General features: G+C 71.6%; 22 protein-coding genes. 10 read left to right on the forward strand and 12 right to left on the reverse strand.

Annotation, left to right across the window (positions count from 1 at the left end; genetic code table 11):
* Positions 1 to 4: 4 nt before the first annotated feature.
* Positions 5 to 1,921 (forward strand): polynucleotide adenylyltransferase PcnB, encoded by a 1,917-nt coding sequence (pcnB, locus tag H6726_28540; protein MCB9661628.1) that lies wholly within the window; start codon positions 5 to 7, stop codon positions 1,919 to 1,921.
* Between the two features lie 72 nt (positions 1,922 to 1,993).
* Positions 1,994 to 2,338 carry a hypothetical protein gene (locus H6726_28545; protein MCB9661629.1) on the forward strand — a complete coding sequence of 115 codons (345 nt, stop codon included), beginning with the start codon at positions 1,994 to 1,996 and terminating at the stop codon, positions 2,336 to 2,338.
* Between the two features lie 87 nt (positions 2,339 to 2,425).
* On the opposite strand, the gene H6726_28550 is transcribed toward H6726_28545, so the two are convergent.
* The 3 genes from H6726_28550 to H6726_28560 all read right to left on the reverse strand — a co-directional run bounded on the left by H6726_28550 (position 2,426) and on the right by H6726_28560 (position 6,365).
* Positions 2,426 to 3,799: a hypothetical protein gene (locus H6726_28550; GenBank protein MCB9661630.1), complete on the reverse strand. Its 1,374-nt coding sequence runs from the start codon at positions 3,797 to 3,799 to the stop codon at positions 2,426 to 2,428.
* An 86-nt stretch (positions 3,800 to 3,885) separates the two neighbouring features.
* Positions 3,886 to 4,725, reverse strand: a complete 840-nt coding sequence (locus tag H6726_28555) for a tetratricopeptide repeat protein (protein ID MCB9661631.1) — start codon at positions 4,723 to 4,725, stop codon at positions 3,886 to 3,888.
* Positions 4,726 to 4,742: 17 nt separating this feature from the next.
* Positions 4,743 to 6,365, reverse strand: coding sequence for a serine/threonine protein kinase (locus H6726_28560; GenBank protein MCB9661632.1), 1,623 nt, complete (start codon positions 6,363 to 6,365; stop codon positions 4,743 to 4,745).
* A 107-nt stretch (positions 6,366 to 6,472) separates the two neighbouring features.
* On the opposite strand from H6726_28560, the gene xth reads away from it, so the two are divergent.
* From xth to H6726_28580, 4 genes are all read left to right on the forward strand, one after another.
* Positions 6,473 to 7,276, forward strand: coding sequence for an exodeoxyribonuclease III (xth, locus tag H6726_28565; protein ID MCB9661633.1), 804 nt, complete (start codon positions 6,473 to 6,475; stop codon positions 7,274 to 7,276).
* Between the two features lie 7 nt (positions 7,277 to 7,283).
* Entirely contained in the window at positions 7,284 to 8,939 is a 1,656-nt protein-coding gene (hflX, locus tag H6726_28570; GenBank protein MCB9661634.1) for a GTPase HflX, read from the forward strand.
* 163 nt (positions 8,940 to 9,102) lie between these two features.
* Entirely contained in the window at positions 9,103 to 9,738 is a 636-nt protein-coding gene (locus H6726_28575) for a hypothetical protein (GenBank protein ID MCB9661635.1), read from the forward strand.
* A gap of 15 nt (positions 9,739 to 9,753) precedes the next feature.
* Entirely contained in the window at positions 9,754 to 10,629 is an 876-nt protein-coding gene (locus H6726_28580) for a hypothetical protein (GenBank protein ID MCB9661636.1), read from the forward strand.
* Between the two features lie 36 nt (positions 10,630 to 10,665).
* Here H6726_28580 and H6726_28585 read toward each other — a convergent pair whose 3' ends face one another.
* Positions 10,666 to 11,538, reverse strand: coding sequence for a HEAT repeat domain-containing protein (locus tag H6726_28585; protein ID MCB9661637.1), 873 nt, complete (start codon positions 11,536 to 11,538; stop codon positions 10,666 to 10,668).
* A gap of 107 nt (positions 11,539 to 11,645) precedes the next feature.
* Positions 11,646 to 12,791 (reverse strand): hypothetical protein, encoded by a 1,146-nt coding sequence (locus tag H6726_28590; GenBank protein MCB9661638.1) that lies wholly within the window; start codon positions 12,789 to 12,791, stop codon positions 11,646 to 11,648.
* Positions 12,792 to 12,854: 63 nt separating this feature from the next.
* Here H6726_28590 and H6726_28595 point away from each other — a divergent pair, with 63 nt between their 5' ends.
* Positions 12,855 to 13,409 (forward strand): hypothetical protein, encoded by a 555-nt coding sequence (locus H6726_28595; protein MCB9661639.1) that lies wholly within the window; start codon positions 12,855 to 12,857, stop codon positions 13,407 to 13,409.
* 102 nt (positions 13,410 to 13,511) lie between these two features.
* Here H6726_28595 and H6726_28600 read toward each other — a convergent pair whose 3' ends face one another.
* Together H6726_28600 and H6726_28605 are read right to left on the reverse strand one after the other, a co-directional pair.
* A complete protein-coding gene (locus H6726_28600; protein MCB9661640.1) occupies positions 13,512 to 14,753 on the reverse strand; it encodes a hypothetical protein in 1,242 nt (413 codons plus the stop codon).
* Positions 14,750 to 16,912 carry a serine/threonine protein kinase gene (locus H6726_28605; protein MCB9661641.1) on the reverse strand — a complete coding sequence of 721 codons (2,163 nt, stop codon included), beginning with the start codon at positions 16,910 to 16,912 and terminating at the stop codon, positions 14,750 to 14,752. The genes H6726_28600 and H6726_28605 overlap by 4 nt, the downstream gene beginning before the upstream one ends.
* A 122-nt stretch (positions 16,913 to 17,034) precedes the next feature.
* On the opposite strand from H6726_28605, the gene H6726_28610 reads away from it, so the two are divergent.
* Positions 17,035 to 17,400, forward strand: coding sequence for a PilZ domain-containing protein (locus tag H6726_28610; GenBank protein MCB9661642.1), 366 nt, complete (start codon positions 17,035 to 17,037; stop codon positions 17,398 to 17,400).
* A gap of 22 nt (positions 17,401 to 17,422) precedes the next feature.
* On the opposite strand, the gene hisD is transcribed toward H6726_28610, so the two are convergent.
* Both hisD and H6726_28620 read right to left on the reverse strand, forming a co-directional pair.
* Positions 17,423 to 18,694, reverse strand: a complete 1,272-nt coding sequence (hisD, locus tag H6726_28615) for a histidinol dehydrogenase (GenBank protein ID MCB9661643.1) — start codon at positions 18,692 to 18,694, stop codon at positions 17,423 to 17,425.
* Between the two features lie 83 nt (positions 18,695 to 18,777).
* Entirely contained in the window at positions 18,778 to 20,271 is a 1,494-nt protein-coding gene (locus H6726_28620) for a cysteine--tRNA ligase (GenBank protein ID MCB9661644.1), read from the reverse strand.
* Positions 20,272 to 20,378: 107 nt separating this feature from the next.
* Here H6726_28620 and H6726_28625 point away from each other — a divergent pair, with 107 nt between their 5' ends.
* The gene (locus H6726_28625; protein ID MCB9661645.1) at positions 20,379 to 21,044 is read left to right on the forward strand and encodes an esterase; all 666 of its coding nucleotides are present in this window, start codon (positions 20,379 to 20,381) and stop codon (positions 21,042 to 21,044) included.
* A 94-nt stretch (positions 21,045 to 21,138) separates the two neighbouring features.
* On the forward strand, positions 21,139 to 22,689 hold the full coding sequence (locus tag H6726_28630) for a DnaJ domain-containing protein (protein ID MCB9661646.1): 1,551 nt from the start codon (positions 21,139 to 21,141) through the stop codon (positions 22,687 to 22,689).
* Positions 22,690 to 22,693: 4 nt separating this feature from the next.
* Here H6726_28630 and H6726_28635 read toward each other — a convergent pair whose 3' ends face one another.
* The 3 genes from H6726_28635 to H6726_28645 form a co-directional block, all read right to left on the reverse strand.
* Positions 22,694 to 24,115, reverse strand: coding sequence for a PQQ-like beta-propeller repeat protein (locus tag H6726_28635; protein ID MCB9661647.1), 1,422 nt, complete (start codon positions 24,113 to 24,115; stop codon positions 22,694 to 22,696).
* Positions 24,116 to 24,154: 39 nt separating this feature from the next.
* Complete coding sequence (locus H6726_28640) at positions 24,155 to 24,439, reverse strand: BatC protein (protein MCB9661648.1); 285 nt, start codon at positions 24,437 to 24,439, stop codon at positions 24,155 to 24,157.
* A gap of 68 nt (positions 24,440 to 24,507) precedes the next feature.
* On the reverse strand, positions 24,508 to 25,683 hold the full coding sequence (locus H6726_28645) for a PEGA domain-containing protein (protein MCB9661649.1): 1,176 nt from the start codon (positions 25,681 to 25,683) through the stop codon (positions 24,508 to 24,510).
* Between the last annotated feature and the right edge of the window lie 8 nt (positions 25,684 to 25,691).

Consider the following 25,691-nt stretch of genomic DNA (forward strand, 5'->3'; position numbering starts at 1 on the left):
GGCCATGAACGAAGCCGCCCCACCCAAGCCCGCTGCGGCGGACGGTGCGCCGGACGCTCCCGCGCAGGACCCGAGCGGCGAGCGGCAGGGCGCCGAGCCCCGCCCGCGGAAGCGTGCGCGCCGCCCAAGCGAGCGTCCCCAGAGTGATCGACCGGAAGGTGATCGCCCCGCCGACGACCACGCGGAGGGCGCGCGACCGAAGAGCGACACCCCACCCCGCGCGTCGCGGGTCCGCGCCACCCAGAGGGTTGACCGCGCCACCGCCGACGAGCCCGAGGGGACGAGCCCCTCGTCGGCGGACGACGGAGGACCAGCCAACGAAGAGACGAGCGGAGCGCGCAAGCGCCGCGAGCGGCGGGCCAACAAGCGCAAGCTCAAGCCACGCGGCAGCGGCGAGGCGGCGAACGACGACGCCCATCCGCGTCAGCCCGAGGGTCAGCGCCCGGTCAAGGCGGCGCGTGGGCACGCGGAAGAGACCAACGGGACCTCACGGGGCGCGCACGCGTCCGACGGGGCGCGAGACGACGGGCGCGACCGAGGTCGTGGCCGCCGCGAACGCGCACGGGACCGGGACGAGGAAGAGGCCGATCACGAGCCTGTCGAGCGTCCGGCGAGCCTGCGCGGCATCGGAGCCGACGAGGACGAGCCCGAGCCCGCCGTGTACGAGGTGCGCTTCCCAGACGAGGCCATGGATCAGGACGCCGTGAAGGTCCTCCTGCGGCTGTCACAGCACGGCTACCAGGCGTACTTGGTCGGCGGCGGCGTGCGCGACCTCCTGCTGGGCAAGTCGCCGAAGGACTTCGACGTGGCCACCAGCGCGCGGCCCCAGGACGTGCGCCGCATCTTCCGTAACTGCCGCGTCATCGGTCGCCGCTTCCGCTTGGCGCACGTGCTCTTCTCGGGGGGCAAGATCATCGAAGTGGCCACGTTCCGGCGCGATCACGGGCAGCGCATCGACCGCGTGCCCGCCGACCTCGCGCGCCGCTGGCCGCTGGTGTCGGACTACGAACCCACGCGCCTCGTGCCAAGCGCCAGCGCCGACGACATCCGGCCGGACGAGGACCTCCTGATCGTCACGGACAACGTCTTCGGCGAGCCGTTCGAAGACGCCATCCGGCGCGACTTCACCATCAACGGCCTGTTCTACGACATCGAGCACGAGGAGGTGATCGACTACGTGGGCGGGATGGCCGACGTCGAGCGGCACCTGCTGCGCATGATCGGCGACCCCATCGTGCGGTTCCGCGAAGACCCCGTGCGCATCCTGCGTGCCATCAAGTTCAGCGCGCGCTTGGACCTGGGCATCGCGGCGGACGTGCTGGACGCCATCCAGGCCTACCGCGGAGAGCTGTCGCGCGCGGCCAAGCCACGCATCCTCGAGGAGATCTTCCGCCTCCTGCGCGGAGGCGCGGCGCATCGCTCGTTCTACCTGGCTTGGGACCTCGGCGTGCTCGCCGAGATCCTCCCCGAGCTGGCGGGCTACCTGGACGACAGGGCGCCGGACGCGGACCTCACCTGGCGGCGGCTCTCGGCCGTGGACGCGCGCGTCGCGAGCGGGGAGACGCTCAGCGAGGCGGTGATGGTGTCAGCGCTGTTGCTCGGCCCGCTCAACGAGGCGCTGGACGGCGCCCGCAACCAGGCAGCCGCGTTCGAGTGGTTCATGGAGGAGGTCGCCGAGCGCATCGCGATGCCGCGGCGCCTGAAAGACCGGATCCGATTGATCACGGGCAGCCAGGGCCGCCTGCGTTCGGGCAAGCTCGGCGCCATCCAGACGCGCGACTTCTTCGCGGAGGCCGCCACGCTCTACGCCATCGACTGCGTCGCGCGCGAGCAGCCCGTCCCCGAGTGGGCCATCGATCCGCCGTACATCGCGCCGGAGGAGGAGCCGCCGCGCCGCCGCCGTCGTCGCCGGCGCGGATAGCGTGGCTTATTCGCCGCTTAAGCGCGCGACCGGCGGCCCCACGGGTTGGCGAACTGGGGTAGCCTGGGTCCCATGCAGACCACCCGCCGCCACTTCATCCAGATCACCTTCGCCGCCGGCGCGAGCGCCCTCGGCCTCAGCGCCTGTGGCGACGACAGCCCCAGCACAGGTGGCGGCGACGCAGGCATGTCGCTGACCGTCACCATCGCGAGCAACCACGGACATGTCGCGAACGTCACGATGGCAGACGTCACCGCCGCAGCGGACAAGACCTACGACATCCAAGGGTCGGCCGGGCACACGCACTCCGTCACCGTCACGGCGGCCGACTTCGCGACGCTGACCAACACGGGCTCCGTCACGATCACGTCGACCACCGCGGTGGGCCACAGCCACGCTGTCACGATCACCGTCTAGCAGCCCGCTTTCGAACCCTCGCTTCCTCTCGCTGGGTCCAGGCCCGGCGAGGCGAGCAGCGCGTTCACGTGGTCACGCACGCGGTCGCTACTGGGCGCTGAGCTCCGCGGCCGAGTAGCGACGGTCGACGACGATGCGTGGTGCCACGCTCGTGTCGATGGTCCAGACCTCGATGTCGCCGGTGAGCTCCTCGCTCACCGGGTCGATGTCCAGGTCGCCGGACGCTCCCTCGAGATCGACCGAGCGCCCCGCCTCGAGCTCGGCGACGGCCAGTGGCCACGTCGTTGCGCCCAGTGCGACGGGAACACCGGCGCTGAGCTGGCGCAGACCGCGTGCGATGGAGCGGCCGCTCCGTGAAGAGCCGTCGTTGGCCGCGGCCCAGACCGCGCCGTACACGACCATGAAGGCGGCGTCGTACGCGTTGGCCACGAAGGAGAAAAGGTCGGGGTCCTGTTGGAACGCGAACAGGTAGCTGCCACGGAAGAAGCCGTTCACGCTCCCGGTCGGCGCGCCGGGACGCGTGCCGCGCACGCGCGCATAGACGGCGTCGGGCGCGGCTGGGCTGGCGAACAGATCCACGCTCGCCGCCGTGTCCGTCACGAAGAACGCGCGGCCGTTGAAGCCAGGGTCGCCGCTGACGAACTGCAGGAACCCGCGCACCTGATCGACCGCACCGACGAACACCACCTCGGAGAGCGTCGCGTCGGCCGCGACGGCCTCGAGGGCACCCCGCGGGTCGGCCGAGAAGGCTTGGAAGACGGCGCTCTCCCCAGCCCCGACGAACCCTTCCCGGAGCGCGTTCGCCAGCCCGGTCCCGTAGTTGTCGTCCTGATGCACCACGGCCACGCGCTGCTTTCCGCGCGCGCGCAGGTCCGCGATGATGGCGCGGGCTTGGAACGTGTCTGGCACGGCCGTGCGCCACAGCAGCCCAGGGGCGTCGTCCGATGCGTCCGGCTCGAGCGCCGTCAGCGCAGCGCTCGTCGCAGACATGCTCATGAAGAGGAGGTCGCGCGCCCCACGCGCCTCGAAGGCCACCTGCAAAAGCGCCGACGAGGTGGGACCGAGGATGGCGGGCGCACCCAGCACGTCGTGTAGGTAGTGCGAGGTCTGGACGACGGCCTCGGCGGGCGTGGCGGCGTCCAGCGCCGGGTCTTCCTCCGACGTGCAGACCACGACCGCCACCCGCTCGCGATCACCGAAGCCGCCTTGGGTGTTGGCGAGCTCCGCGACGATCTGGACCGCGTTGGCGCGCGCCTCGTGAGCCTCGAGGGAGCGGTTCACGATGACGCCGAGCGGGAGGTATCCGCTGTACGCCTCGGGGTTCTCGAAGTAGTCGACGGGGTGCGTGCGGGTGCAGCGCGCGGACAGTCGCTGTTCGCAGAACCCCTCTTCCGTGCAGGCGAAGCCCACGCCGAACGTGTCGCGACACGCCGCGTGGTCGTCGCAGCGACGGTACTCCACGCGAGACAGCGTGCAGCCCGCGAGCGCGAACGCGAGCACGGCGCCCGCGAGGCCGAAGCTTGAACGAGAGGCGCAGGGCTCCCGTGTCAAAACGCCCCCTCGAGTGAGAGCTGGAAACCCGTCCGCGACGCGCCGACCCGCAGCGTGCGGTCGTCCACCGATGGGGCGCGCCGCGAGCGCACCAGTTGCCACAGGCCGAGCGCCGTGGTGGTGAGCGTGGCGACGGCGAGCAGGTCCGTCGCGAGGCTGAGCCGCCTGTCCTGAGCGATGGGACGACGGGCCTCGGGGAGACAGAGGCGCTGCCCGGAGTGACTCACGCACGCCGCCCGTACGTCGTCGCGCGCTGCTCGCACGCGGAGTGCGAGGACGAACGTCACGACGCCGAGGGTACCCGCTGTGGGGAGCAGCAGGCGCTCGGGTCGGAGCGGCGCCCGCGGGGGGAAGGACGGCGGTGTGCCTCGCGGCAAGTCCGAGGATTCGTGCTGCACGACCACGACAGGCTCGTTCAGGCTCTCCGCGTCCCGCTCCGCGATGCGCCGCACGAGCGCCCCGAGGCGCGCGTCGAGCGCCGCGTACTCGGACGGTGGCGCGCTGGCGCGATAGCGACGGAGGTTCTCGGCCGCCTCGCGCCAGCGCCCGCTGCGCTCCTGGGCGTTCGCCAAGTTGAACAGCAAGAGCGGACGCCCCGACAAGCGATACGCCTCCGCGAACGCTTCCTCGGCCGCCTCGTAGCGACCGTTGGCGTAGAACTCGTCGCCCAGGACGTACAGCTCGCGCGCCCGGGCGTCGTCCGCTTCTCGCGCCCGGGCGTCGTCTGCAGCGTGGGCCGAGGGTTCGTCCGCCTCATCGCCGCCCGCTGACTGCGCGGCAAGCGGCGCAGCGCACAACCAGAGCGCGAGGGACAGGTGCGCCAGACCGGGAGACATCGATGGGTGCTGGTGCGTCACGGGGTGTCCCACGGGTCACGGTTGTCCGTCCGGTGTTCTGCCGCGGGTGATGGTTCGCCAGACGTCATCGTGGTGGCGGCAGCTTCGTCTTCGCCGCGGCGCCCCGCCGTCGCCGACGCCATCCCAGGCGCGGTGCTGTTGCGAGGGCCGTCCGGGTGCGGTCGCTCGGGCTCGGAAGACGGTACCGCCGCCGCCTCGGCGGGCGCGGGTGCCGGCTCGAGCACCACGGTCACCTCAGGCTGCGCGGCCGACACGCGCAGCGTGCGTGAAACGTGCCCCGGCGCCGCCAGGGTCAGCGACCAGCGGTCGTTCGGTCCGAGCAGGAGGCGCGCAGGGGTGTTGCCGAGGTCCTCGGTGCCGCGCGAGACGCTGGCGCCCGCGGGCGTGGACCGAATCCAGACCTCCACTCGCCCAGCTTCGCTCGCGGGGTCCACGCCACCGGGCACGTCGTCGTCGACCCGCTCCGAGGGCGCGGACGGGTTGGGCTCCTCTGGCAGCGCGTCCTGACCCTTCCGCAGCACGAGCACCAGGGCCAACAGCGCCAGCCCCGCGAGGACGAGGACCAGCGCCACTCGTTGCCGTGGTGGCGCGACCGTGCTGACGCTCGCCTCGTGCAAACGGACGCGGGTGTCCGTCAGCGAGTCGGTCCAGTCCTTCGACGGCAACCGGCCCAGCGGCGTGGAGCCGCTCGGGATCAAGCTGCGTGAGCCGGACAGCGTGAAGTCCTCCCCGAGGGCAGCCTGCATCGCCATGGAGACCTCCTCCATGGACCCGTAGCGGTCCGTCGGGCTCTTGGAGAGGCAGCGCAGCACCACCTTCTCCAGCTCGGGCGGCACGTGCAGGTTGGGGTCGACCTCGGCCATCGGCGGGGGCCGCGTGTTGACGTGCGCCGCCATCAGCACGTAGGCGGACTCGGAGTCGAACGGTGGCTGCCCCGTGAGCGCGTGGTACATGCAGGCACCGAGACCGTAGACGTCGCTGGCTGGCGTCACCTCGGCGTTCGCGACCTGCTCGGGCGACATGTAGCGGGGCGTGCCCACCAGCGCCCCGCTGCGCGTCATGCTCACGTCTTCCCCCTGCTTGACCAGGCCGAAGTCGAGCACCTTCACGAACTCGCGCTGGCTGCCGCGCTGGGTGAGCATGATGTTCGAGGGCTTCAGATCCCGGTGCACCATGCCGCGCCCGTGGGCCTCGGCCAGAGAGCCACAGACCTGCGCCATGATGCGCACGACCGTCTCGGCCGAGAGCGGCCCATCGCGGTCGAGGCGCTCGGCGAGCGTCCGCCCCTCCACCAGCTCCATCACCATGTAGAGCAGCGCGTCGCCCTCCACGCCGTAGTCGTGGATGACGATGGTGTTCGGGTGGGTCAGCTTGGCCGCCGATGCCGCCTCCAACACGAAGCGCCGCTGGAAATCCTCCACCACCGCGTCGCTGCTGCCCGACTGCGCCAGCCAGCGCAGGTCCAGCACCTTGAGCGCCACCTCGCGCTCGAGCGCCAGCTGTGTCGCTCGGTACACCCGCCCCATGCCGCCCCGGGCGATGAGCGCCTCGATACGGTACTTCTCGGCGATGGTCGCGCCCAGCAGAGGATCGCTATCGCGGCTGTATGCGGTCACCATGCTCGCCTGACTGACTGATCGGGATTGTAGCCACAAACTTCCGCTCGGGTCAGACGATTGCGCGTGAGCCTCGCGCCCGCGCCCGGCGCCTGCTACTTCGTGCGCCCATGCCGGCAAAGGTGACGAGGATCTACTCCTGGAACGTGAACGGGCTGCGCGCGTGTGCCCAGAAGGGCTTCCTCGAGTGGCTCGCGAAGGCACAGGCCGACGTGGTGGGCCTCCAGGAGACGCGCGCCACTCCCGAGCAGCTGCCGGACGAGCTGCGCAAGCCGAAGCGCTTCCACACGCACTTCGCCGCGGCCGAGCGCCTGGGCTACTCGGGTGTCGGCCTCTACTCCCGGCACCCGCTCGAGCGCGTCGAGACCTCGCTCGGGGTGCCCGAGTACGACAGCGAGGGGCGCGTGCAGATCCTCACGCTCGGCGCGCTGACCATCGCCAACGTCTACTTCCCCAATGGGAACGGCAAGGAGCGCGACAACAGTCGGGTCCCCTACAAGCTGGCCTTCACGCAGCGGCTGTTCGAGCAGCTCGAGCCCGCGCGGCGCAACGGTGGGCGGGTGATCGTCATGGGCGACTTCAACACGGCCCCGGAGGAGATCGACCTGGCGCGCCCGAAGACCAACCAGAAGACCAGCGGGTTCCTGCCCGAGGAGCGCGAGGCCCTGCGGGCCATCCTGCGCGACGGTTGGACCGACTCGTTCCGGCACCGGTACCCCACGCAGGCCGAGCGCTACAGCTGGTGGAGCCAGCGCGCGGGCATCCGGGAGCGCAACGTGGGCTGGCGAATTGATCTGGCTTTCGTGTCGGAAGGGGTGTTGCCTTTCCTGCGCGACGCGAAGATCCACACGGACGTGATGGGCTCCGATCACTGCCCCATCAGCCTCGAGCTCGACCCCTCGGTGCTGCGCTAGACCCTGCATGCAAATCCACGGCAACACGTCGGGCCTCGCGCCCCGAGAGACCAAAGCCCTCGAGCGCATCTACCAGCGCCGCCTGCCCTTCGACAAGCTCACCACCACCGAGCTCACCCGCGACCTGGTGTCCGTCAGCCACGCGACGGGCCGCCAGGTGGGCGTGCTGGCCGACCGCGCCGGCAGCATCCACCACGTCATCATCGGGGACGCCTCACGCTTGATGTTGCCCGACGTGGGTCGCCTGCGCGCGGGCAGCGGGCGCCTACGCGGCTTACGGCTGGTGCACACGCACCTCTACGACGAGCCGCTGACCCGCGACGACCTGGTGGACCTGACACGCCTGCGCCTCGACATGGTGGCAGCCATCTGCCTCGCGCCGGGCGAGGACCGCGCGCTCTCGGTCTACTACGGGCACAACATCCCGATCGCCGAGGGCAGCTCCGACGCACCCTTCCGTACGTTCGGTCCGATCCCCATCGCCAAGCTGGACGCCAACCCGGCCGAGATCGTGCCCGCGCTCGAGGCCGAGTTCGCGCGGGCGAGCAAGGCACGCACCGTCACGGGCAAGGACGGCCGCGCCATCCTCATGCACGTGTGCGAGAAGAAGCACGCGCGCAACGCCGAGGATTCGCTACGCGAGCTGGAGGAGCTGGCGCGCACGGCGGGCGTGGAGGTGGCCGACAGCCTCGTGCAGGTGCGAGAGCGCATCGACCCCAAGCTCGTGATGGGGCGCGGCAAGCTCGACGACGTGGTCATCCGCGCCATGCAGCTGGACGCCGAGGTGCTCATCTTCGACCGTGAGCTCGGGCCCGCGCAGGCCGCGGCGATCGCGCACCTGACCGACCTGAAGGTGCTGGACCGCACCCAGCTCATCCTGGACATCTTCGCGCAGCGCGCCGAGAGCAACGACGGAAAGCTGCAGGTGGAGCTGGCGCAGATGAAGTACCTCTTGCCGCGCCTGGGGCAAAAGGACGACTCCCTGTCGCGCCTGACGGGCGGCATCGGCGGACGAGGTCCCGGTGAGACCAAGCTCGAGGTGGGGCGACGACGCGCGCGCGACCGCATCGACCGGCTGAACCGCGAGCTCAAGCAGCTGTCCAAGCAGCGCAAGCAGCGCCGCAGCAAGCGCAACCAGAGCGGCGTCGCGGTCGTCGCCGTGGTGGGCTACACCAACGCAGGCAAGAGCACGCTGCTCAACACGCTGACGGGCAGCGACGTCATCGCGGAGGACAAGCTCTTCGCCACGCTCGACACGCGCGCGCGCCGCATGCGGCTGCCCTCGGGGCGGGAGCTGGTGCTGACCGACACCGTGGGCTTCATCCGCGACCTACCCAAGGACCTGTTCGCTGCGTTCAAGGCCACGTTCGAGGAGGCACAAGACGCCGACCTCCTGCTGCACGTGATCGACGCCAGCGACCCTGCCTGGGACGAGCACGTGGCCACCACGGAGGAGCTGCTCACACGCCTCGAGCTCGACCGCATGCCGCGCGTGCTGGTCTTCAACAAGGCCGACAAGCTCGACCCGGGCGTGGTGGCGCACATGGCCGAAGTACGCGGCGCAGCGCACTCGGCGGCGACGTCGGCCGCGGGGGTGCAGCCCGTCATCGAGCGGCTCGAGCGCGAGCTGCAGGCCCTCGAGGACGCGCGGGCCGCGGTCTGACGCGACGCGGGGCGCACGCGGACGGGCCTCCTGCCGTCGCTCCAGTGGACACCGGGCGCTTGCGCTGGCCCTCCGAGGCGTTCCGGGGCAGCCTTCGGCCGTGACTCGTTCCCGCCCTTCCCCGCGCGCCCTCTTCACGCACCGTGCCCCCGCGCTGCCGTTGGTGCGCCACGCCGCGTTCCCTCTCGCGTCGGCCCTGGCCGTGGCGCTGTCCTGCGCCCCCGGGTGCACGCCGCAGGGGGACACCGGCATCGGGCCCGAGGGTTTCTCCGACGACTTCGACCGGACGCAGCTCGGCCAGGACTGGAACACCACGGGGGGCGCGTGGCGCATCGTGGACGGCGCGCTGCGCATCCGTGAGGCGCGCAACCACCCGCTGTGGCTGCGGCGGACGTTGCCGCGGGACGTGCGCGTCGAGTTCGACGCCACCAGCACGACGCACGACATCAAGGTCGAGCTGTTCGGCGACGGCGTGTCCCACGCGCTCGGGGAGTCGTACAACGCGACCAGCTACGTGGTGATCTTCGGCGGCTGGGGCAACCAGCTGAACGTGTTGGCGCGCATGGACGAGCACGGAGAGGACCGCGTGGTGGGCGCGCCGCGACGCGTGGAGCCCGACCATCGGTATCATTTCGTCATCGAGCGACGCGGGAGCGTGCTCACCGTCGAGGTGGACGGGGAGCGCCTGCTCACCCTGGACGACCCCGAACCCCTGTACGGCCGTGGGCATGATCACTTCGGCTTCAACAACTGGGAGTCCGACGTGTCCTTCGACAATCTTCGCATCCAGCCGCTATGATGCGGCCAGCCCCCCATGGAAGCCGCTGAGTTCGACGTCACGCTGAAGGATCTCGAGACCCGCCTCGACCGCCTCAAAGCCCTCTACGAGATGTACTTCCAGGGTATCGAGCGCATCGAGCCCTCCGTGCCCCGCAAGCAGGTCGACCGCATCTTCGAGCTGCTGCGGCGCGAGCAGCCGCGCAGCACACACCTGCGCTTCCGCTACCAGTCCTTGCTGCAGCGCTACACCACGCTGCAGACCTACTGGCGCCGCATCACCCGACAGATCGAAGAGGGCACGTACAAGCGCGACATCCAGCGCCTGAAGCGCAAAGATGCCGTGCGGGCAGCGCGGCGGGGTGAAGCAGACGAAGGACGCGACGACAAGGGAGCCTACGAGCTGGATCTGGACGTGGACACGGACCTGAGCGACCTGCTCGACGACCCAGAGCTGGACGCGGCCATCGCCGGACTGACGAGCGGTGGCCCAGCGCGGCCTGTGGCCGGTTCGCCCGCTCCCCCAAGCGCCGCGACGCCGGCCGGCCCGCGCGTCGCCACCTTCGGCAAGCCCACGGAGCGCCGCCGGCGCTCGAGTGACAGCACGAACGTTCCATCCTCGCCGCCCCCTCGGCCCGCTCCACCCCCAGCCCCCAGCGCCGCGCGTCCGGCCGCACCGCCGCGCCCTCCCAGCGGGGACGTGGACGACGTGCGCATGAAGCGCATCTACGACGACTACGTGGCAGCGCGCAGGCGGAACAACGAGCGCGTGGACAACGTCAAGTACGAGACCCTGCAGCGCAGCATTCAGGACATGATGCCCAAGCTACGCGAGAAGCACGTCGGCAAGTCGATCGACTTCGAGGTCGTCGTGCGCGACGGACGCGTGGGCCTCAAGCCCGTCACGAAGTAGTCGCGAGGAAGCTGGCTGCGGGCGCCACACGAGACGTCAGCGGCGACTCGCGCGCTCCAGCGCCCCTCCGGCCCCGTTCAGCGCGCTGCGCACCGCGGCGCCGAGCGCGGCCGTGGTCATGCGTAGATCTTGGTCGCGGCCCTGCCCGAGTGGCTCGGCCGCCGTGGCCGCACCGCTGAGCATGCCCAGCACGTTGCGCGAGGGCTCCTCGAACAGCGTCAGGTTCACGCTCGCGCGCAGACGCACCTCGCCATGCTGCTCGGTGCGCTGCACCCCGTTCAACACGGCGTCCACGCGAAAACGAGGGATGCGGCGGCGGGTGATTTGCTGCGTCTCCGCCGCACCGATGGCGTCCGCGCTACCAAAGGGCGCCACCCCCGGTACACCCGCCAGGCCAGTCATCACCGCCTCGCGCAGAGGCCCGACGAGCGCAGACCCACCCACACTGGAGGTGTTGCTCACCTGGCCCACGGAGACGACATGGCGGACCCGCCGCCAGTCGACCGCCGCGGCGGACGGTGCTGTGGACGCCCCGCCTTCACCACGCAGCTCGGCGATGGAGGACTCGGCCTGCCGCCGTACGGACGCGGAGTCGTCATGCGAGGCACGGCGGAGCGCGCCGATGGCGCGCCGATCCCCGAGCTTGCCGAGGGACGCCGCGGCGGCTGCGCGCACCGCAGGGTTGTTGTCGGACGCTAGCGCGCGCTCGAGCGCCAGGCGGCTACGGGCGTCGGCCAAGCGACCGAGCGCGAGCGCAGCCTGCGTGCGATTGCGGAAGTCCGACGACTCCGCCAGCTGTTGCTCGAGGTACTCGCGTGACGAGACACGCGCGTGGGCTCCGCTCACGGCGGCGAGCAACGCCACGCACAGCGCGGCGACGTGAAACAGCGTTCGGGGGGAGGGGCGCATCAGCAGCTTCGGACGGGGCGCGCAGGACGAGGATTCAGCGCGACGTGACCGGAGCGCCACTATATCAACTTTCCGCTCGGCTCGGTGCGACACCTGAACGGGGCTCGTCAGGGGTCGGTGCACCCGTCTTCGTCGTCGTCACGCCCCTCCTCCGCTGTCTCGTTCGGACACATGTCGTCTGCGTCCGGGATGAGGTCGTTGTCGTTGTCCGGGTCCATGCAGCCGTCTTCGTCCTCGAATCCGTCGAAGTCTTCTGGGAGCAGCGGACACAGGTCCTGGTGATCGGGGATCCCATCCAGGTCCTTGTCGCGGTGCGGCGGGGCGTAGCGCAGGCCGAGCATGGCGCGCACCGAGGGGGCGCCAGCCGCGCGGTGCGGCAGCCCAGCACCCCCGAGGACACTGAGGTGGAACGCGCCCGCGCGTAGCCGCAACCCAAAGTCGATCTCCGTAGGGGAGTTGTAGCGGCCGGTGAACCCGCTGGAGCCGCGGAACTCGAGCAGGGCGACGAGGTCGGGATAGGCCTGGAATGGCTTCGCGATGGCGAGCCCCCAGTGGAGCTCGGAGCCGTGGACGCGCCCGCCCACGCGCACCCGCTCTGGTCGGATACGCGCGCCGAGGCTGGCGCCCAACCCGAAGCCGAAAATGTGGATGTCCCCAATGAGCGTGAGGTCGACCTCGGGCAGCCGTGCCCCTTGAAAGCCCACGCCCTGCGCCGTGGGCAGGGTCACGGTCAGCATACCCGCCAAGCCGGGGCCGTCGGCCCGCACGTCGGTCCCGTCCGCCGCGTCGCCAAGGAGTCGCGCGCGGGCCGTCACACGCAGATCGCCGAGCGCCGCCCCGTCCAAGCTCTCGTCGCCGTCGGCGAGGGCGCGGGGGGCTCCCGTCTGGTAGGGCGTGAAGGGTACGTCGAGGGCCAGGGCCAGACGGCCACCGAGCCCGATCTGCATGAACGCGTCCATCGAAAGGCGATGACGCAGGACCACCTGCTGCGACGTGAAGTCGGGGTTCACGCGCAGCAGGCCGAAGGTGTAGCCGGTGAACAGCCCGAAGTTCGTGCGTAGGTGTCCCGGCGTGGTCGTGCCCTGCACGCCGAGGAAGCCGTCGGTGTCGTGCGCGGGGCGGAAGTCGTCCACCTGCAGCTGGCGCTGCGCCACGGCGGACTGGGGTCCGAACACGAGGGCGACGGCGAGGCACAGGATCGCCCGCGCAGGCCAGGGAGCGAAGGGCGATCGGGAGGCGGAGACGTCGAGCACGGGCGCACTGTATCAGCGCCCTCCGTGCATGGCACCCCACGCGGTAGTGGTACCCTTTCGCGCATGGACACCACGCGACGACCGCCCGCTCCCAAGCACACGCGAGCACGTTTCGCTGCCCGAGCGCTCTCCCTGATGTTCACCCTCGTGATGACGCACGGCTGTGGTCCGCGACCGCCCGCGCACGAGAGCTCGGAGGGGGCGGCATCTGGGGGGGAAGCAGGGGACGGCGCTCGGACGGGCGCGAGCGCTCCCGAGGGTGGCGGTTCGCCCGACGCGTGCGACCCGTCGCTCGTCTCGCTGGTGGGGCGCTTCACACTCACGCGCTACCCGGGCCAGGACGACGTCGGCCCGAACGGGGAGCGCCCCCTCGGCATGTCCAGGGAGTACGAGTTCACACGCGAGGCATACACGATGGAGGGCTACCCGCCGCTGCGCATCACGGGCCGCTACGAGGTGCTCGAGCGCGACGGTCTGCGCCAGCGCGTGCGCTTCTTCGACACGGTGTTCGACGGACAACCCGACCAGGACCGCGAGCTGTGGATCGTGTTCGAGGACTGCGGCGACACGCTGCAGATGGACGGCATGACCTACTCGCGCCAGGCGAACGAACCGTGACCGGGACTGGTCAGGCCCCGCGCCGTGGGGATCGCCAACGCCCACGCCGGGCGCCGCTCCTGCCTCCGGCATGAGTGCTCCGACGGACACCCCGAGCGCCCCTCAGCGTGACGCGCCGCTGGCGCTCCCCTCGATGATGAAGCCACTGCCCGGTGGGGCCCGCACGAAGTGCTCGCTGCCGAACGCGAGCCGCGCGAAGGAGGCTTCGTCGTTGGGGCGGGTGACGAACTCGCGAGCGCCCGCGTATAGCGTGACGACGAAGGTCTCGCTGCGGACCTCTCGCTCGCGCTCGCCCTCCGCGAGCCCCTGGTTCAGCTGGATCTCGTCGTCCGCGGGCCAGCGCGGCGGCGAGTCACCCTGGCCCTCGGCCCGCACCACTCGGGCGACGCCCCAGCGCCACACACGGAAGCTGTACCATTCGGCGGTGCGCGGGACGGTGCGGAAGCGGGGCACCTGACGCGTCCGTGGATCGTCTCGATAGCGAGGGACCTGACGCGTGCGCGACTCGTCGCAGTAGCGCGTGCTACACGAGCGACCGCCCCCGCTACACTCGGTGGTGCACGTGGCGAAGCCGTTGCCGTTCGGCGAGCACACCTCGTGGCACGACTCGGGCGTGTCGACGCAGTCCTCCCCGCAGGCGACACGCTCGGTGTAGTACTCGGTGTCGTAGCCGTCCTGCACGCGCTCCGTGTAGTACTCGGTGTCGAAGCCGTCGGGCACCTGGTCGTCGTGGTGGTGCCGCTGTCCGAGGGCTGTCTGCTCCTGCGCGTCCGCCGGGATGTTCTCGGCGAAGGCCTCCTGCGTGACGAACCGGAAGCGCTCGACCGTCACGACGCGCTCCCACGAGCGTGCGGTGACGCGCGCGACGTAGTGTGTCTTCGGACCGTCCGCCGTGCTCGTGCCCGCCAACCAGGACCCGAAGCCGCAACAACCGAGCACGCTGGTGAGCAACGCGGCGAGCCCCGCCCCGACCTTGACCCGCGTGCTGGATCCCGCCGGCCCCGGCCGCGGAGCAGCGAGCCGCGCCGCGTTGGACCCCGGACTGGGAGGCCCGACGGGCACACCCTGCCCGTGTTCCTGCGCTGCCCCGCACTGCGCGCACGCGCCGTCGAAGCGGCGCTGATGACTGCCGCAGTAGCCACAGCGCCAGTTGGGCCCGGACTGCGCGATGCGCAGCAGCTCCGGCGCCGTGACCGTCTCCGCCGCGGCCGTGTCGCCCGGCATCTCGTACGCCTCGGAGTCGTCCTTCGGGTTGCCGCACTGCTGGCAGAGCTTGTGGCGGCCGAGGTTGCGGTGCCCGCACGACGAGCAGCGCCACACCATCTCGATCTGCCGCGAGCTCATGCGGGGAACGCTCGCGCCGAACCCGCGCGCTCCATGGGCCCGCCCCCGCGCGCGTGCGTACCGGGCCGGCCGTCCAGATGCCTCGTGGGCTCGCGCGCACCCGTCGGACCCGTTGGCGCCCCACCGCGCACGGCGTCCGCGCCAGGGTCGTCCTCGGCGGGGGTCTGGGGCTCGCTATCTCCCGCGTCGTCCGAGGTCTCGGGCTCGACATCTTCGGCTTCCGCAGGCGCCGCGGGCTGCGCGTCCTCCCCGTCGCGCGAACCGTCGGCGGTGCCCTCGAGCGGGGCCAACGCAGGCGCGATGGCCCGAGGGACGAGCGGATGGCCCGTCCCCAGGGCGTAGAACACCCAGCCTGCGCTGCCTCCCAGCGCGAGGGACACGAGCAACACGGAGGTCCCCAGCAGAGGCCGCCGCGGCCGCACGCGGAAGGCGTCCACACCCCCGAAGAGGCCGCGCAGCCCGAGGCCCAGCGCGAGCACCGCGACGGCGGCGGCTCCCGCGAGCACGAACAGGGCGTGGTTGTCGCGGATGCCTGGGAGGTTGGGGAGGAAGTGGCGCAACCCGAGCAACAGCGTGACGACCGTGATGCCCACGCCCCCGAGCCCCACCACACCGAGCGTGTACCCCGGGCTGCCGACCGTGCGCAGGCCCACGCCGATGGCGACCGCGCCGAGCCCCATGACCAGCGCCAACAGCCCGAACCCTGCCAGCGGCCCCAGGCTCTGCACGCGGGCCGGGAGCGCCTCTCCCGCGAAGACGGCCACGCTCGCCGCGGAGAGGCCGAGCCACGCGGCGGCGCCCAGCATGGAGCCCAGCGACGGGACGTCCGGTGTGCGGGGCGGGCGACCCGGGCGCACGGCCTCGCGCGCGGGGGCCGCGGGGTGGCGCCCCTTGCCCGTCGCTGGCGTGGCGGTGCCCGAGGTGGTCTTGCGACGCCCTGCGGGTGGGGCCAGGTCGCGTGGGTCGATGTCGAGCGGGCGGCTGGGGCGGGTCGGCACGTGGCCCACCCCACCGGCGGCAGGGAACGCGCCGGGGTTGGAGGGCCGCGACGCCGCCACCTGCGCGACCGCGTTGGCGATGCTCTCCGGGTTGTCGTGGGCACCCAGCTCGCCGAAGTCGAGGCGTAGCTCGTCGGGCACCTGGAACGCGCCGTACTCGCTGAGGTCGGGCGCGGTGGGCTCCATCGCCTTGCTGGGCAGCGGCCGCTCGGAGCGACGGCCGCCCACCACCACCGGCACAGGCGGACGGGAGCTGATGGTTCCGGGGACGCTCAGCACGCCCGACAGCCGCGATGAGACACGATGCAGCGCGCGGGCGAGCACGGCGCCGTCCTGCGGGCGGCGGTCGGCGCGGCGGTTGAGGCAGCCCATGATCAAGTCGCGCAGGGCCCGTGGGAGATCGTGGACGTAGTCGTCGATGGGCGGGGGATCGTCCCGGCAGATCTGGACGAACAGGTCGGCCACCGACGCCGCGTCGAAGGGGCGGCGCCCGGCCAAGCACTCGTACAGGATGACGCCCACGGCCCACACGTCGGTGCGCTGATCCACCTCCGCGGGCGCCCGGATCTGCTCGGGCGACATGTAGGTAGGGCTGCCGACGATCAAGCGCCCCTCCGCCTCTCCAGCCACCTCGCCCGCTTTCGTGACCTTCGAGATGCCGAAGTCGAGGATCTTCGGGATGAGCACGTCGCGGTTGCCCGAGAGGAAGATGTTCTCGGGTTTGAGGTCCCGATGCACGAGGCCCTTCGCGTGCGCGGCGCCGAGCGCTTCCGCCACGGGCACCATGACGGCGAGCGTCACTTCGAGGGACAGGCGCCCCCCCGAACGGTCGATGTAGGCGCCCAGATCCTCGCCCTCGAGCAGCTCCTGCACGATGAAGGGGAAGCCGCGCTCGTCCTCGTCGATGTCGAGGATCTCGACCACGTGCGCGTGGCGCACGAAGTGGGCCATCTGCGCCTCGCGCAGGAAGCGCGCGCGCACGTTCTCGCTCTGCGCCAGGCTGGGCAAGAGGATCTTGATGGCCACCTCGCGCCCCACGAGGGTGTTGGTCGCGCGATACACCTCGCCCATGCCGCCCACGGCGATGCGCGAATCCAGCTGGTACTTGCCCCGGATGCGCTCTCCGCTGCGATCCGGCGGCGGTGGTCGTGGCACCAACATCGGGGCCGAGTATCGGCCAAAACGTGTCCGATTTGGAAACAGAAGCGAAAGACGGGAGCGACGCGTCGTCGGGCGCTCGACGATGCGCTGACGACCTACGAGGGGGTGTTACCCTGTGACCCGTGGCGAACAAGTCTCACGGACGAACGACCCCGCGCGCCGAGCTCAGCCTCCGAGTCGCCTTCCAGACGCGTGACGGGCTCGAGCACACGGGGACCACGCGCGACCTCGGGGTGCGAGGCGCCTCGGTGGAGACCCCCCGCCCGCCAGCGGAAGGCGCGACCGTGGCGCTGCGCATCGACTCGCCCACGTCGTGGGACCCGATCATCCTCGCGGGCGTCGTGCAGTGGAGCTCGACGGGCCCGCGGGTGGACGAGCACGGGAACGCAGCCCCGCCCGGGTTCGGCGTGCGCTTCGGCAAGCTCACGGATGAGCACAGCGCCGCCATCCGTGCGCTCATCGCGACGCGCGCGTTCGACGAGGACTGACGGCCCCACCCGGATGGCGCGCTCAGCGACCGCGGCGGATGGCCACGGCGCGCGCGTGAGCCTCGAGGCCCTCGAGCCGGGCGAGACCCTCGAGCAGCGGCGCCTGCCGCGTGATGGCGTCCTGGTCGTAGCGGATGACGGAAGTGCGCACGACGAAGTCGTAGACGCCGAGCGGGCTGGCGAAGCGCGCGGAGCCCCCCGTGGGGAGCACGTGGCTGGGGCCCGCGGCGTAGTCCCCAGCGGCCTCGGGCGTGTGGTAGCCGAGGAAGGCCGCACCCACGGCCGAGATGCCGTCGAGGGCCGCGTCGGCGTCGGCCACGGAGAGGTTGAGGTGCTCCGGCGCGAGCTCGTCGGCCACACGCACGGCCTCGGCCAGCGACGGAACCACGAAGCAGTGCCCATTGCGCCGCACGGAGGCCTCGGCGATGTCACGACGGGGGAGCGCCGCCAGCTGCCGCTCCACGGCGGCCGAGACGGCGTCCGCCTGCTGACGAGAGAGTGTGACCAGCAGCGCGTACGCGTCCTCGTCGTGCTCGGCCTGCGAGAGCAAGTCCGCCGCGACCACCTCCGGGTCGGCCGCGTCGTCGGCGACGACCAGGATCTCGCTCGGGCCCGCGATGCTGTCGATGTCCACCAGCCCGAACACCAGGCGCTTGGCGCACGCGACGAAGATGTTACCCGGCCCGACGATCTTCTCGACGCGCCCCACGCTCTCGGTCCCGTAGGCCGCTGCCGCGATGGCCTGGGCCCCGCCCGCGTCGATGACCTCGGTGACGCCCGCGATCTCCGCGGCGGCGAGGATCTCCGGCGTCGGGCGGGGGGTGACCAGCACGATGCGCTGCACGCCAGCCACCGCCGCGGGGACCGCCGTCATGAGCACGGTGGACGGATAGCGCGCCTTGCCGCCCGGCGCGTAGACCGCCGCCGAGCGCACGGGGCGCACGCGCATGCCGAGCTCGACGCCGTCCTCGCGGTAGGCGAAGCCCGGGTCGCGCTGATGCTCGTGGTAGCGGCGGATGCGCTCGGCGGCCTCCTTTAGCAGCGCGCGCACCTCGGCCGGCGCCTGGGCCGCGCCCTCGCGGAAGGCCTCGTCCGAGAGCCGGATGGCCTCCTGCGTGCGCCCCTCGAACTCCTGCGTCAGCGCGACGATGGCGGCGTCGCCCTCGGCCTGCACGCGCTTGAGGATGGCGCGCACGGCCGGCTCCACGCGCTCGAGGTCCGCGTCGCCGCGTCGAGAGAGCGAGGCCAACGTCTGGTCGTACCCGGCCCGGCCGTGCTCGTGGATCTGCAGCATGCGGTGGGTTTAGTCTTCAGCGCCCCGGCGTCAAGCGGGTCACGCCGGGCCGCGGCTCCTCGACCACGCGCCATCCGCGACCGTTAGACGATCTGCCAGGTGGTCCCTGCGGGGCTGTCCAGCAGCTCGACGCCGGCCTCGGTGAGCCCCACGCGGATCTTGTCCGCCGCCTCGAAGTCCTTGTTGGCGCGGGCGGTGGCGCGGTCGACGATGCACTGCTCCACCCACTCGCGGCTCACCCCGCGGGCCTGCGCGCGACGGTCGCGCACGCGCTCCAGCACCTCGCGCGGCTCCTGGAAGCCGAGACCCAGGTGCGTGCGCAGCGCCTCGAACCCGGCGAGCGCGGCGTCGACGGCGGCCTGGGGAGCGCTGCCCTTCTTGCGCAGCGCTCCGTCGCACAGCTCGTTCACCGCCGAGAGCAGCTCCGAGAGCGCAGCGAGCGCAACGGGCATGTTCAGGTCGTCGTCGAGCGCGCGGGCGAGCGCTGCGGGGAACCCGACCAGCGCGTCGGGGGCCTGGCCTCCGGGGACCACGCGCGCCTCGGGCAGCTCGGCCAGGCGCTGCCGAGTCTTGTACAGGTACTCGAGCCGCCGCTCGGCCTCTTCCAGCCCCGGGAAGCGCGGACCGGCCGGACCGCCCTCGTCCTCGACGTCGAACCCGAGGGGCGCGCGGTAGTGCACCGTCATCGAGAACATGCGGATGGCCTCCGGCTCGATGTGCCGGAAGAGCTCGCGGGCGGTGAAGAAGTTGCCCAGGCTCTTGCCCATCTTCTCCTTGTTCACCTCGACGAAGCCGTTGTGCATCCAGCACCGGGAGAACGGCTTCTGCGTGGCGGCCTCGCTCTGGGCGAGCTCGTTCTCGTGGTGTGGGAACACCAGGTCGAGTCCGCCGCCGTGCAGGTCCAGCGTCTCGCCCAGGTGCTCCATGCTCATGGCGGAGCACTCGATGTGCCAGCCCGGCCGCCCCCAGCCGAAGGGGCTGTCCCAGCCGACCTCCGAGCGCTCGGCCGACTTCCACAGCGCGAAGTCCGCGGGGTGCCGCTTGCGCGCCATCTGCTCCGCGTCGGTGCGCCCGCTGGCCCCCGACTCGTGCGCGCTCAGGTCGCGGTGGCTGAGCTTGCCGTAGCCCTCGAACGACTCGACCGAGAAGTAGACGTCGCCATCCACCTCGTAGGCGTTGCCAGACGCGATCAGGCGCTGCACCAGCGCGATGATGTGCGGCAAGTGACCGCTCACGCGCGGCTCCACGTCGGGCGTGGCGTTGCCCAGCCGGGCCATGTCCTCACCGAACGCGTCCGTGAAGCGGGCCGCCAGCTCGTCCGGCTGTTCGCCGCGCTCGGCCGCGCGCTTGATGATCTTGTCGTCGATGTCGGTGACGTTGCGCACATAGGTCACGCGCAGGCCCGAGGCGCGCAGGTGCCGCGTCAGCACGTCGTACACGATGTAGCAGCGAGCGTGGCCCAGGTGCGCGTAGTCGTACACGGTGGGACCGCAGACATAGATGCGCGCGTGGTCGGGGTCGGCCGGAGAGAACGGGGCCTTCTGGCCCGTGAGCGTGTCGTAGAGCTGCAGCGACATGATGGACTGGCGAGTCTGCCGCATCCCGCCTCGGCGGGCCAACCCCGGTTCGCGTCTGGTTCGCGGCCACGGGTTCGTGTCATGCTCGCCATCCCCCCGACGGCACCGTGTCCTACGAATTCCGCTACGCATATCTCCACGGCTTCGGCTCCAGCCCTGCCTCCAAGAAGGGCAAGCACCTCGAGCGCATGTTCGCGGGCTTCGGCATCGAGTTGGCGCTGCCCGACCTGAACCGCCCCTCGTTCACCAGGCTGAGCCCAGACGCCATCCTGCGCGAGCTCGACGCCACCCTGGGGCGCGACCCCACGGGGCCCAAGTGGCGGGTCATCGGCTCCAGCCTGGGCGCCTGGCTGGGCGCGGTCTACGCGGCCCAGCGCCCCGAAGTGGTGGACCGCCTGGTGCTCATCGCGCCCGCGTTCGACTTCGCCCAGCGCTGGCACGACCGGCTCGGCGAAGACGGGATCGAGCGCTGGTTGGCGACCGGCCACGCCCTGTTCCCGAACGCGGAGGGCGCGCACGTCCCCGTCCACGCGGCGTTCTTGCGCGAAGCGTGCGCCCTGCCCCAGCGCCCCCAGGTGTCCATGCCCGCGCTGCTCCTGCACGGCGTGCACGACGACGTGGTGCCCATCGCCAGCTCGCGCGCGTACGCCGAGTCGCTGCCGCACGTCGAGCTGATCGAGCTGGACGCGGACCACGCCCTGACCGACCACGAGGCGCACGTCGCCGCCGAGACGCAGCGCTTCTTCGAGCTGGGACGCCCGACGCTCGACTGACGAGTGTCGGGCCGTCCCGCAGGGGGGCTGCACGGCCCCGCCAACCCATCGTGACGCCAGGCTCCGGGCCCGTTTTCGGGTATGCTGCGGACCCGTGACCGCTCCCACCCCCATCGCACAAGGCGACCTGTCGCAGAAGCCGCTCGCGCACGTGCTGCTGTCCATCCACGAGCGTGAGATGTCGGGCACGTTGGCCGTCTGGCCGGACGACGAGGGTCAGCCAGGTCAGGACCGCCTGCTGTTCCGACGCGGGCAGATCATCGCCGGCAAGCTCATCGAGCCCGCCACCGATCTCTCGCGCGGGATCCTCTCCGTGTTCCACCGGACCCGCGCGCCGTTCGCGTTCTACGAGCAGGACCTGGTCACGGGCACCGAGGGTGTGCTCTTCGGCAAGGACCACGTGTACGCCATGATCGCCGCAGCGGCGCGCGGCGGTGCGCGGCGCGAGACCATGGAGCAGGTGCTGGCGCGGCTGCAAGAGCCGGCCTACCGCTTCGTACGCACGACGGACCTCGCGGCCTTCGCGCTCATCCCCAAAGAGCAGGCCGTCGTGGAGCTGGTGCAGGCGAGCCACCGCTCCATCCGCGAGTGGATCGAGATGTCAGGAGACGCGCGCGTGGCGACCCGCACGCTCTACCTCCTGGCGATCACGCGTTGTCTGGCCCCCGCGCCCGTGGAGGCGCTGGAGAACCAAGACGCGTCTGGGGGGAAGTCGCTGCCGCCCCTGCCGAGCTTCGCACCGCCCCCCCCGTCCAACCGCCCTGCGGGCTTCTCGGACATGCCGACCCTGGACACCGAGCCCCCGCCTGCGGCACCCGCGACCCCGGCGCGCGCCAGCATGACGGACGCCCCGAGCGGGCCGCCTGCACCGCCGGCGGGCCTGAGCCCCGCCCACGAGTCACTCTGGGAGGCGGTGCGTGAGCGGTTCGCGGCCATGGACACCGAGAACTACTTCCAGATGCTCGGCATCGACAACTCGGTCGACGACGACGCCATCAACGACGCCTACGTGGAGCGGATCAAGCGCTTCCACCCCGACCGCCTGCCGCAAGAGCTCGCCTCGCTGCGGTCGTACGTGGATACCATCTTCAGGCACCTCACGGAGGCGAAGAAGACGCTGCTGGACAAGGAGAAGCGCAACGCCTACTTCAAGACCGTCCAGGCAGGGGGGGGCTCGCCTGCAGCCGATCGCAAGCTGGCGGCCATCCTTACGGCGGCGCTCGAGTACGAGAAGGCCGAGGTGCTGGTGCGCCGCAAGGAGTGGGGCCAGGCCATCGCGCTGCTGGACAAGAGCATCGAGCTGTCGCCGGACGAGCCAGACTATCTGGCGCTCAAGGCGTGGGCCCTGTTCCAGCGTGACGGGGACGCGCGTGTGGACGCGGTCGTCTCGCTCGCCGAGCAGGCGCTCGCGCTGCGGGACACGCATGAGCAGGCGCTCCTCACCCTCGCGTTCCTGTACAAGCGCACGGGCAACTCACGCGCTTCGGTGAAGCACTTCGAGCGCATCGTGGAGGCGAACCCCAAGCACGTGGACGCGGCCCGCGAGCTGCGCCTGGCGCGGATGCGTGGACAGACCAGCGAGCCTCCCCCGGAGGACAAGCCGGCCGGCGTGTTCGCGAAGCTGTTCGGCTCCAAGAAGAAGTGACCCCTCAGGGTTCGTTGGCGGTGTCGGGCGGTGGGGACTGACTGGCGCCTGCGTCGGTCGGTTCGGCCAGTGCGGCCCCCGCGTCAGTCGGCTCGGCCCGTGCGGCCCCCGCGTCATCGACCCCCGCGTCGGGCACCTCGCCTGCCGGGCTGCCCGCGAGCGCGTACAACCGGCCGTCGTCGCAGCCCACGTAGAGCGTGCCGTCCGCGTCCAGCATGGGCGGCGCGTCCACGTCCCCCTCCACGCGGAACGCCCAGCGCAGGCCCCCGGTGCGGCTGAGCGAGTAGATGAAGTCGTCGTGCCCGCCGAAGTAGATCGAGCCCTCGCCGTCTACCAGTGGCCCGGACAGCACGCCCATCTCGGGCGACTCGGTCATGGGCAGCTCGAACGCGAAGCGGAGGGCGCCCGTGTGTGCGTCGAGGGACACGATGCGCGGTCGGGGACCCATCACCGCGGCCACGATCCCGCCGTCGTGAGTCAGCGCGACTGGGGCACGCACGTAGCCGCCGACGTCCACCGAGAAACGCTCGCGACCGGAGGGGTCGAGCGCGTGGACGCGCCGGTCGTCCGAGCCGAAGAAGATGGCGCCGTCGTCCCCGACGACCGGGCTCGAGTCGATGTCGTCGCCCGCCCGCGCCCGCCAGCGCACCTCGCCCGTGGGACTGAGCGCATACAGGTAGTCGTCTTGGGAGCCCACGTAGATCGTCCCGTCCGGGGCAATCGCTGGTGACGTGTAGATCTTGGAGAGCGCCTCGAAGCGGAAGCGCGCCGTACCCGAGCGCTCCAACGCCCACAGCCAGCGGCCCGCGCTGAAGTAGACGAGGTCGTCCGCGCCGAGTGTCGCGCCCACGTCTGCGTCGTCGCCAGTCTCGAGCTCGAAGCGCCGCTCGCCCGCGAACGTGAACGCGTAGAAGCGGTCCGCGTCCGAGCCGACGTACACACGGTCGCTCGTGACCAGCGGCGTGCTGTAGACGTCCGCGCCGAGCGCGCGGCGCAGCAGCACCTGGCCCCGTCGGTCGAGGGCTATCAGCTCACCTGGCTGGGGCGGAGCATCGAGCCCGACCCCTGGGGCGCCGAGCGTGCCGAACCACAGGCGCCCCGCCTCGTCCACCACCACCTGCGACTTGATCATGCCGCCCGTCTCGAACGCGAAGCGCAGGTGCGGCTCGCGCGGCCCCACGATGGCGGTGCGCCCCGTGTGACGCGCGTCACCGCGGTAGCTGCGGAAGGGCACGCGCCCCCCCTGGACCTCACCCAACGGTGGGAGCGGTGTCGAGGGAGCACCCGACGGGAGCCCTGTCACGACCTCGTCGGGCAGCACGTCGCCGTCCCCCGAGCGCATGCGTGAGACCGTCAGCGCCGCCACGCTGATGAGCGCGCCGCCCCACATGGCGACCAGCAGCAGCGTCTGTCGCCCTCCGCTCATGGGCGCGCGACGTGCCCGTGCTCGAGGGGGCGGCGCACGTCAGCCCGCATCCTGGCCAGCATCGTTCGTGCCCGCGTCCGCGCCGCCCGCGTCATCCGCGCCTGCGTCGTCGGCGCTTGCGTCGTCTGCACCTGCATCCAGGCTCGCGTCAGCGCTGCCAGCGTCGTCGGCGCTCGCGTCTCCTTGGCCGGCGTCCGTGGCCGCGTCGGGCTCGGCGTCCGGGGTCGCGTCCGCCGCCGCCCCATCGGCTGTGGCGCCGTCCAGACCGGCGTCCTCCACGATGCGGTCGCGGTCGAAGTTCACCACCAGCTGACACGCTGGCAGGAGGAGCAAGGCCAGCACGAACGACAGGCGGCCCACGGCGAGAGTGGTTCGGTACATGCGGGACATCCCTAGAACTGGAGTGTGGCGCCCAGGCCTGCCCCGCGTCGTCCGGCGAGGGGCGTCAGCCGCAACCGGGTCGCTTCGGCGTCGGCGTCGGCGTCCCGCTGTGCGCGGCGGTCGGTGACGTAGAGGACGATGGAGGTGACGGCGGCGATCCCAGCGACCCCGAACATCACGTCCGAGAAGAGGGCCAAGCGCTCGCCCCGGTCGGCGGCGCTGGCTGTCGGGTGATCGTCGAAGTCGGACTGCTCGGTCAGCGCCATGAAGCCGAGCACGGTGCCCACCACGAGGGTGCCCGCTGCCACGCCGGCCGTGATGGCCGCCGCCCGACGCGGCTGATAGTTGCTCGCGGGCTCGGCCGTGTCCTCGGCGCTCGGCTCCTCGAGAGGCACGCCGTCTCCCTCGAGGGAGACACCGGGGTCCGACGCGGGCGCGGCGTCGGTGGGCTCACGGGGATCGACCGGCGCGGTCGCGTCGGCCGGTACGTCGGTCCCAGGTTGGTGATCCGTCGCGGGGACCTCGACGCCGGGAGGGACGGGCGCACCGTCCGCTGGCGCGAGCGCGCCCTCGAGCAGCGCCAGGGTCGTGCGGCCTCCGTAGGGGACCTCCACCGCATGCTCACCCACCAGCTCGCCGCGCAGCGTGACGGCGATGGCATGCGTGCCGGGCGGCAGCGTCAGCTCGACCGGGGTCACGTACCCGGTGCGCTCGCCGTCGAGCCAGACCTCGCCGGGCGGCTCGGCCGTGACCAGCACCACACCACGCTGCGCGCGCAGCGCGGCGATGCGCGCCTCGACGGCGGACCTGTCGGGCGCCTCGCTGCGCAATGACAGATACTCCTCGAGGGCCGCCACGGCACCCGCCGCGTTCCCCTGACGCTCACGCGCATCGGCCAGCCCGACGAGCATGATGGGGTTGCCCGACTCGGCGTAGGCCTGGTCGTAGAGCCGCTCGGCCTCCGCAAATTGCCCGGCTGCGAAGGCCCCTTGCGCGGCGACGCGCGCCGCGTCTCCGGGGACGACCACGGGCTCCGCGGGGCGACGCCTCCCGCGCTGAGCGTGGGCGTTTGGCGCCACGGCGAGGCCCGAAACGAGCGCGAGCAGCGCCACCGAGAGGACCCAACGGGCGGGCGCACGGCGGATGGCGCGCGGAGCGAGATGGGAGGAGCGAGTGGACGAGGTCATGGGATGCA

It is taken from the genome of Sandaracinaceae bacterium, from assembly GCA_020633055.1.
Lineage (GTDB): Bacteria > Myxococcota_A > Polyangia > Polyangiales > Houyiibacteriaceae > JADJJE01.

Coding starts and splice junctions, on each gene's coding strand:
- pcnB (MCB9661628.1), top strand. CDS start 5: ATGAACGAAGCCGCCCCACCCAAGCCCGCTGCGGCGGACGGTGCGCCG.
- H6726_28545 (MCB9661629.1), top strand. CDS start 1,994: ATGCAGACCACCCGCCGCCACTTCATCCAGATCACCTTCGCCGCCGGC.
- H6726_28555 (MCB9661631.1), bottom strand. CDS start 4,725: ATGTCTCCCGGTCTGGCGCACCTGTCCCTCGCGCTCTGGTTGTGCGCT.
- H6726_28560 (MCB9661632.1), bottom strand. CDS start 6,365: ATGGTGACCGCATACAGCCGCGATAGCGATCCTCTGCTGGGCGCGACC.
- xth (MCB9661633.1), top strand. CDS start 6,473: ATGCCGGCAAAGGTGACGAGGATCTACTCCTGGAACGTGAACGGGCTG.
- hflX (MCB9661634.1), top strand. CDS start 7,284: ATGCAAATCCACGGCAACACGTCGGGCCTCGCGCCCCGAGAGACCAAA.
- H6726_28580 (MCB9661636.1), top strand. CDS start 9,754: ATGGAAGCCGCTGAGTTCGACGTCACGCTGAAGGATCTCGAGACCCGC.
- H6726_28585 (MCB9661637.1), bottom strand. CDS start 11,538: ATGCGCCCCTCCCCCCGAACGCTGTTTCACGTCGCCGCGCTGTGCGTG.
- H6726_28595 (MCB9661639.1), top strand. CDS start 12,855: ATGGACACCACGCGACGACCGCCCGCTCCCAAGCACACGCGAGCACGT.
- H6726_28600 (MCB9661640.1), bottom strand. CDS start 14,753: ATGAGCTCGCGGCAGATCGAGATGGTGTGGCGCTGCTCGTCGTGCGGG.
- H6726_28605 (MCB9661641.1), bottom strand. CDS start 16,912: ATGTTGGTGCCACGACCACCGCCGCCGGATCGCAGCGGAGAGCGCATC.
- hisD (MCB9661643.1), bottom strand. CDS start 18,694: ATGCTGCAGATCCACGAGCACGGCCGGGCCGGGTACGACCAGACGTTG.
- H6726_28620 (MCB9661644.1), bottom strand. CDS start 20,271: ATGTCGCTGCAGCTCTACGACACGCTCACGGGCCAGAAGGCCCCGTTC.
- H6726_28635 (MCB9661647.1), bottom strand. CDS start 24,115: ATGAGCGGAGGGCGACAGACGCTGCTGCTGGTCGCCATGTGGGGCGGC.
- H6726_28645 (MCB9661649.1), bottom strand. CDS start 25,683: ATGACCTCGTCCACTCGCTCCTCCCATCTCGCTCCGCGCGCCATCCGC.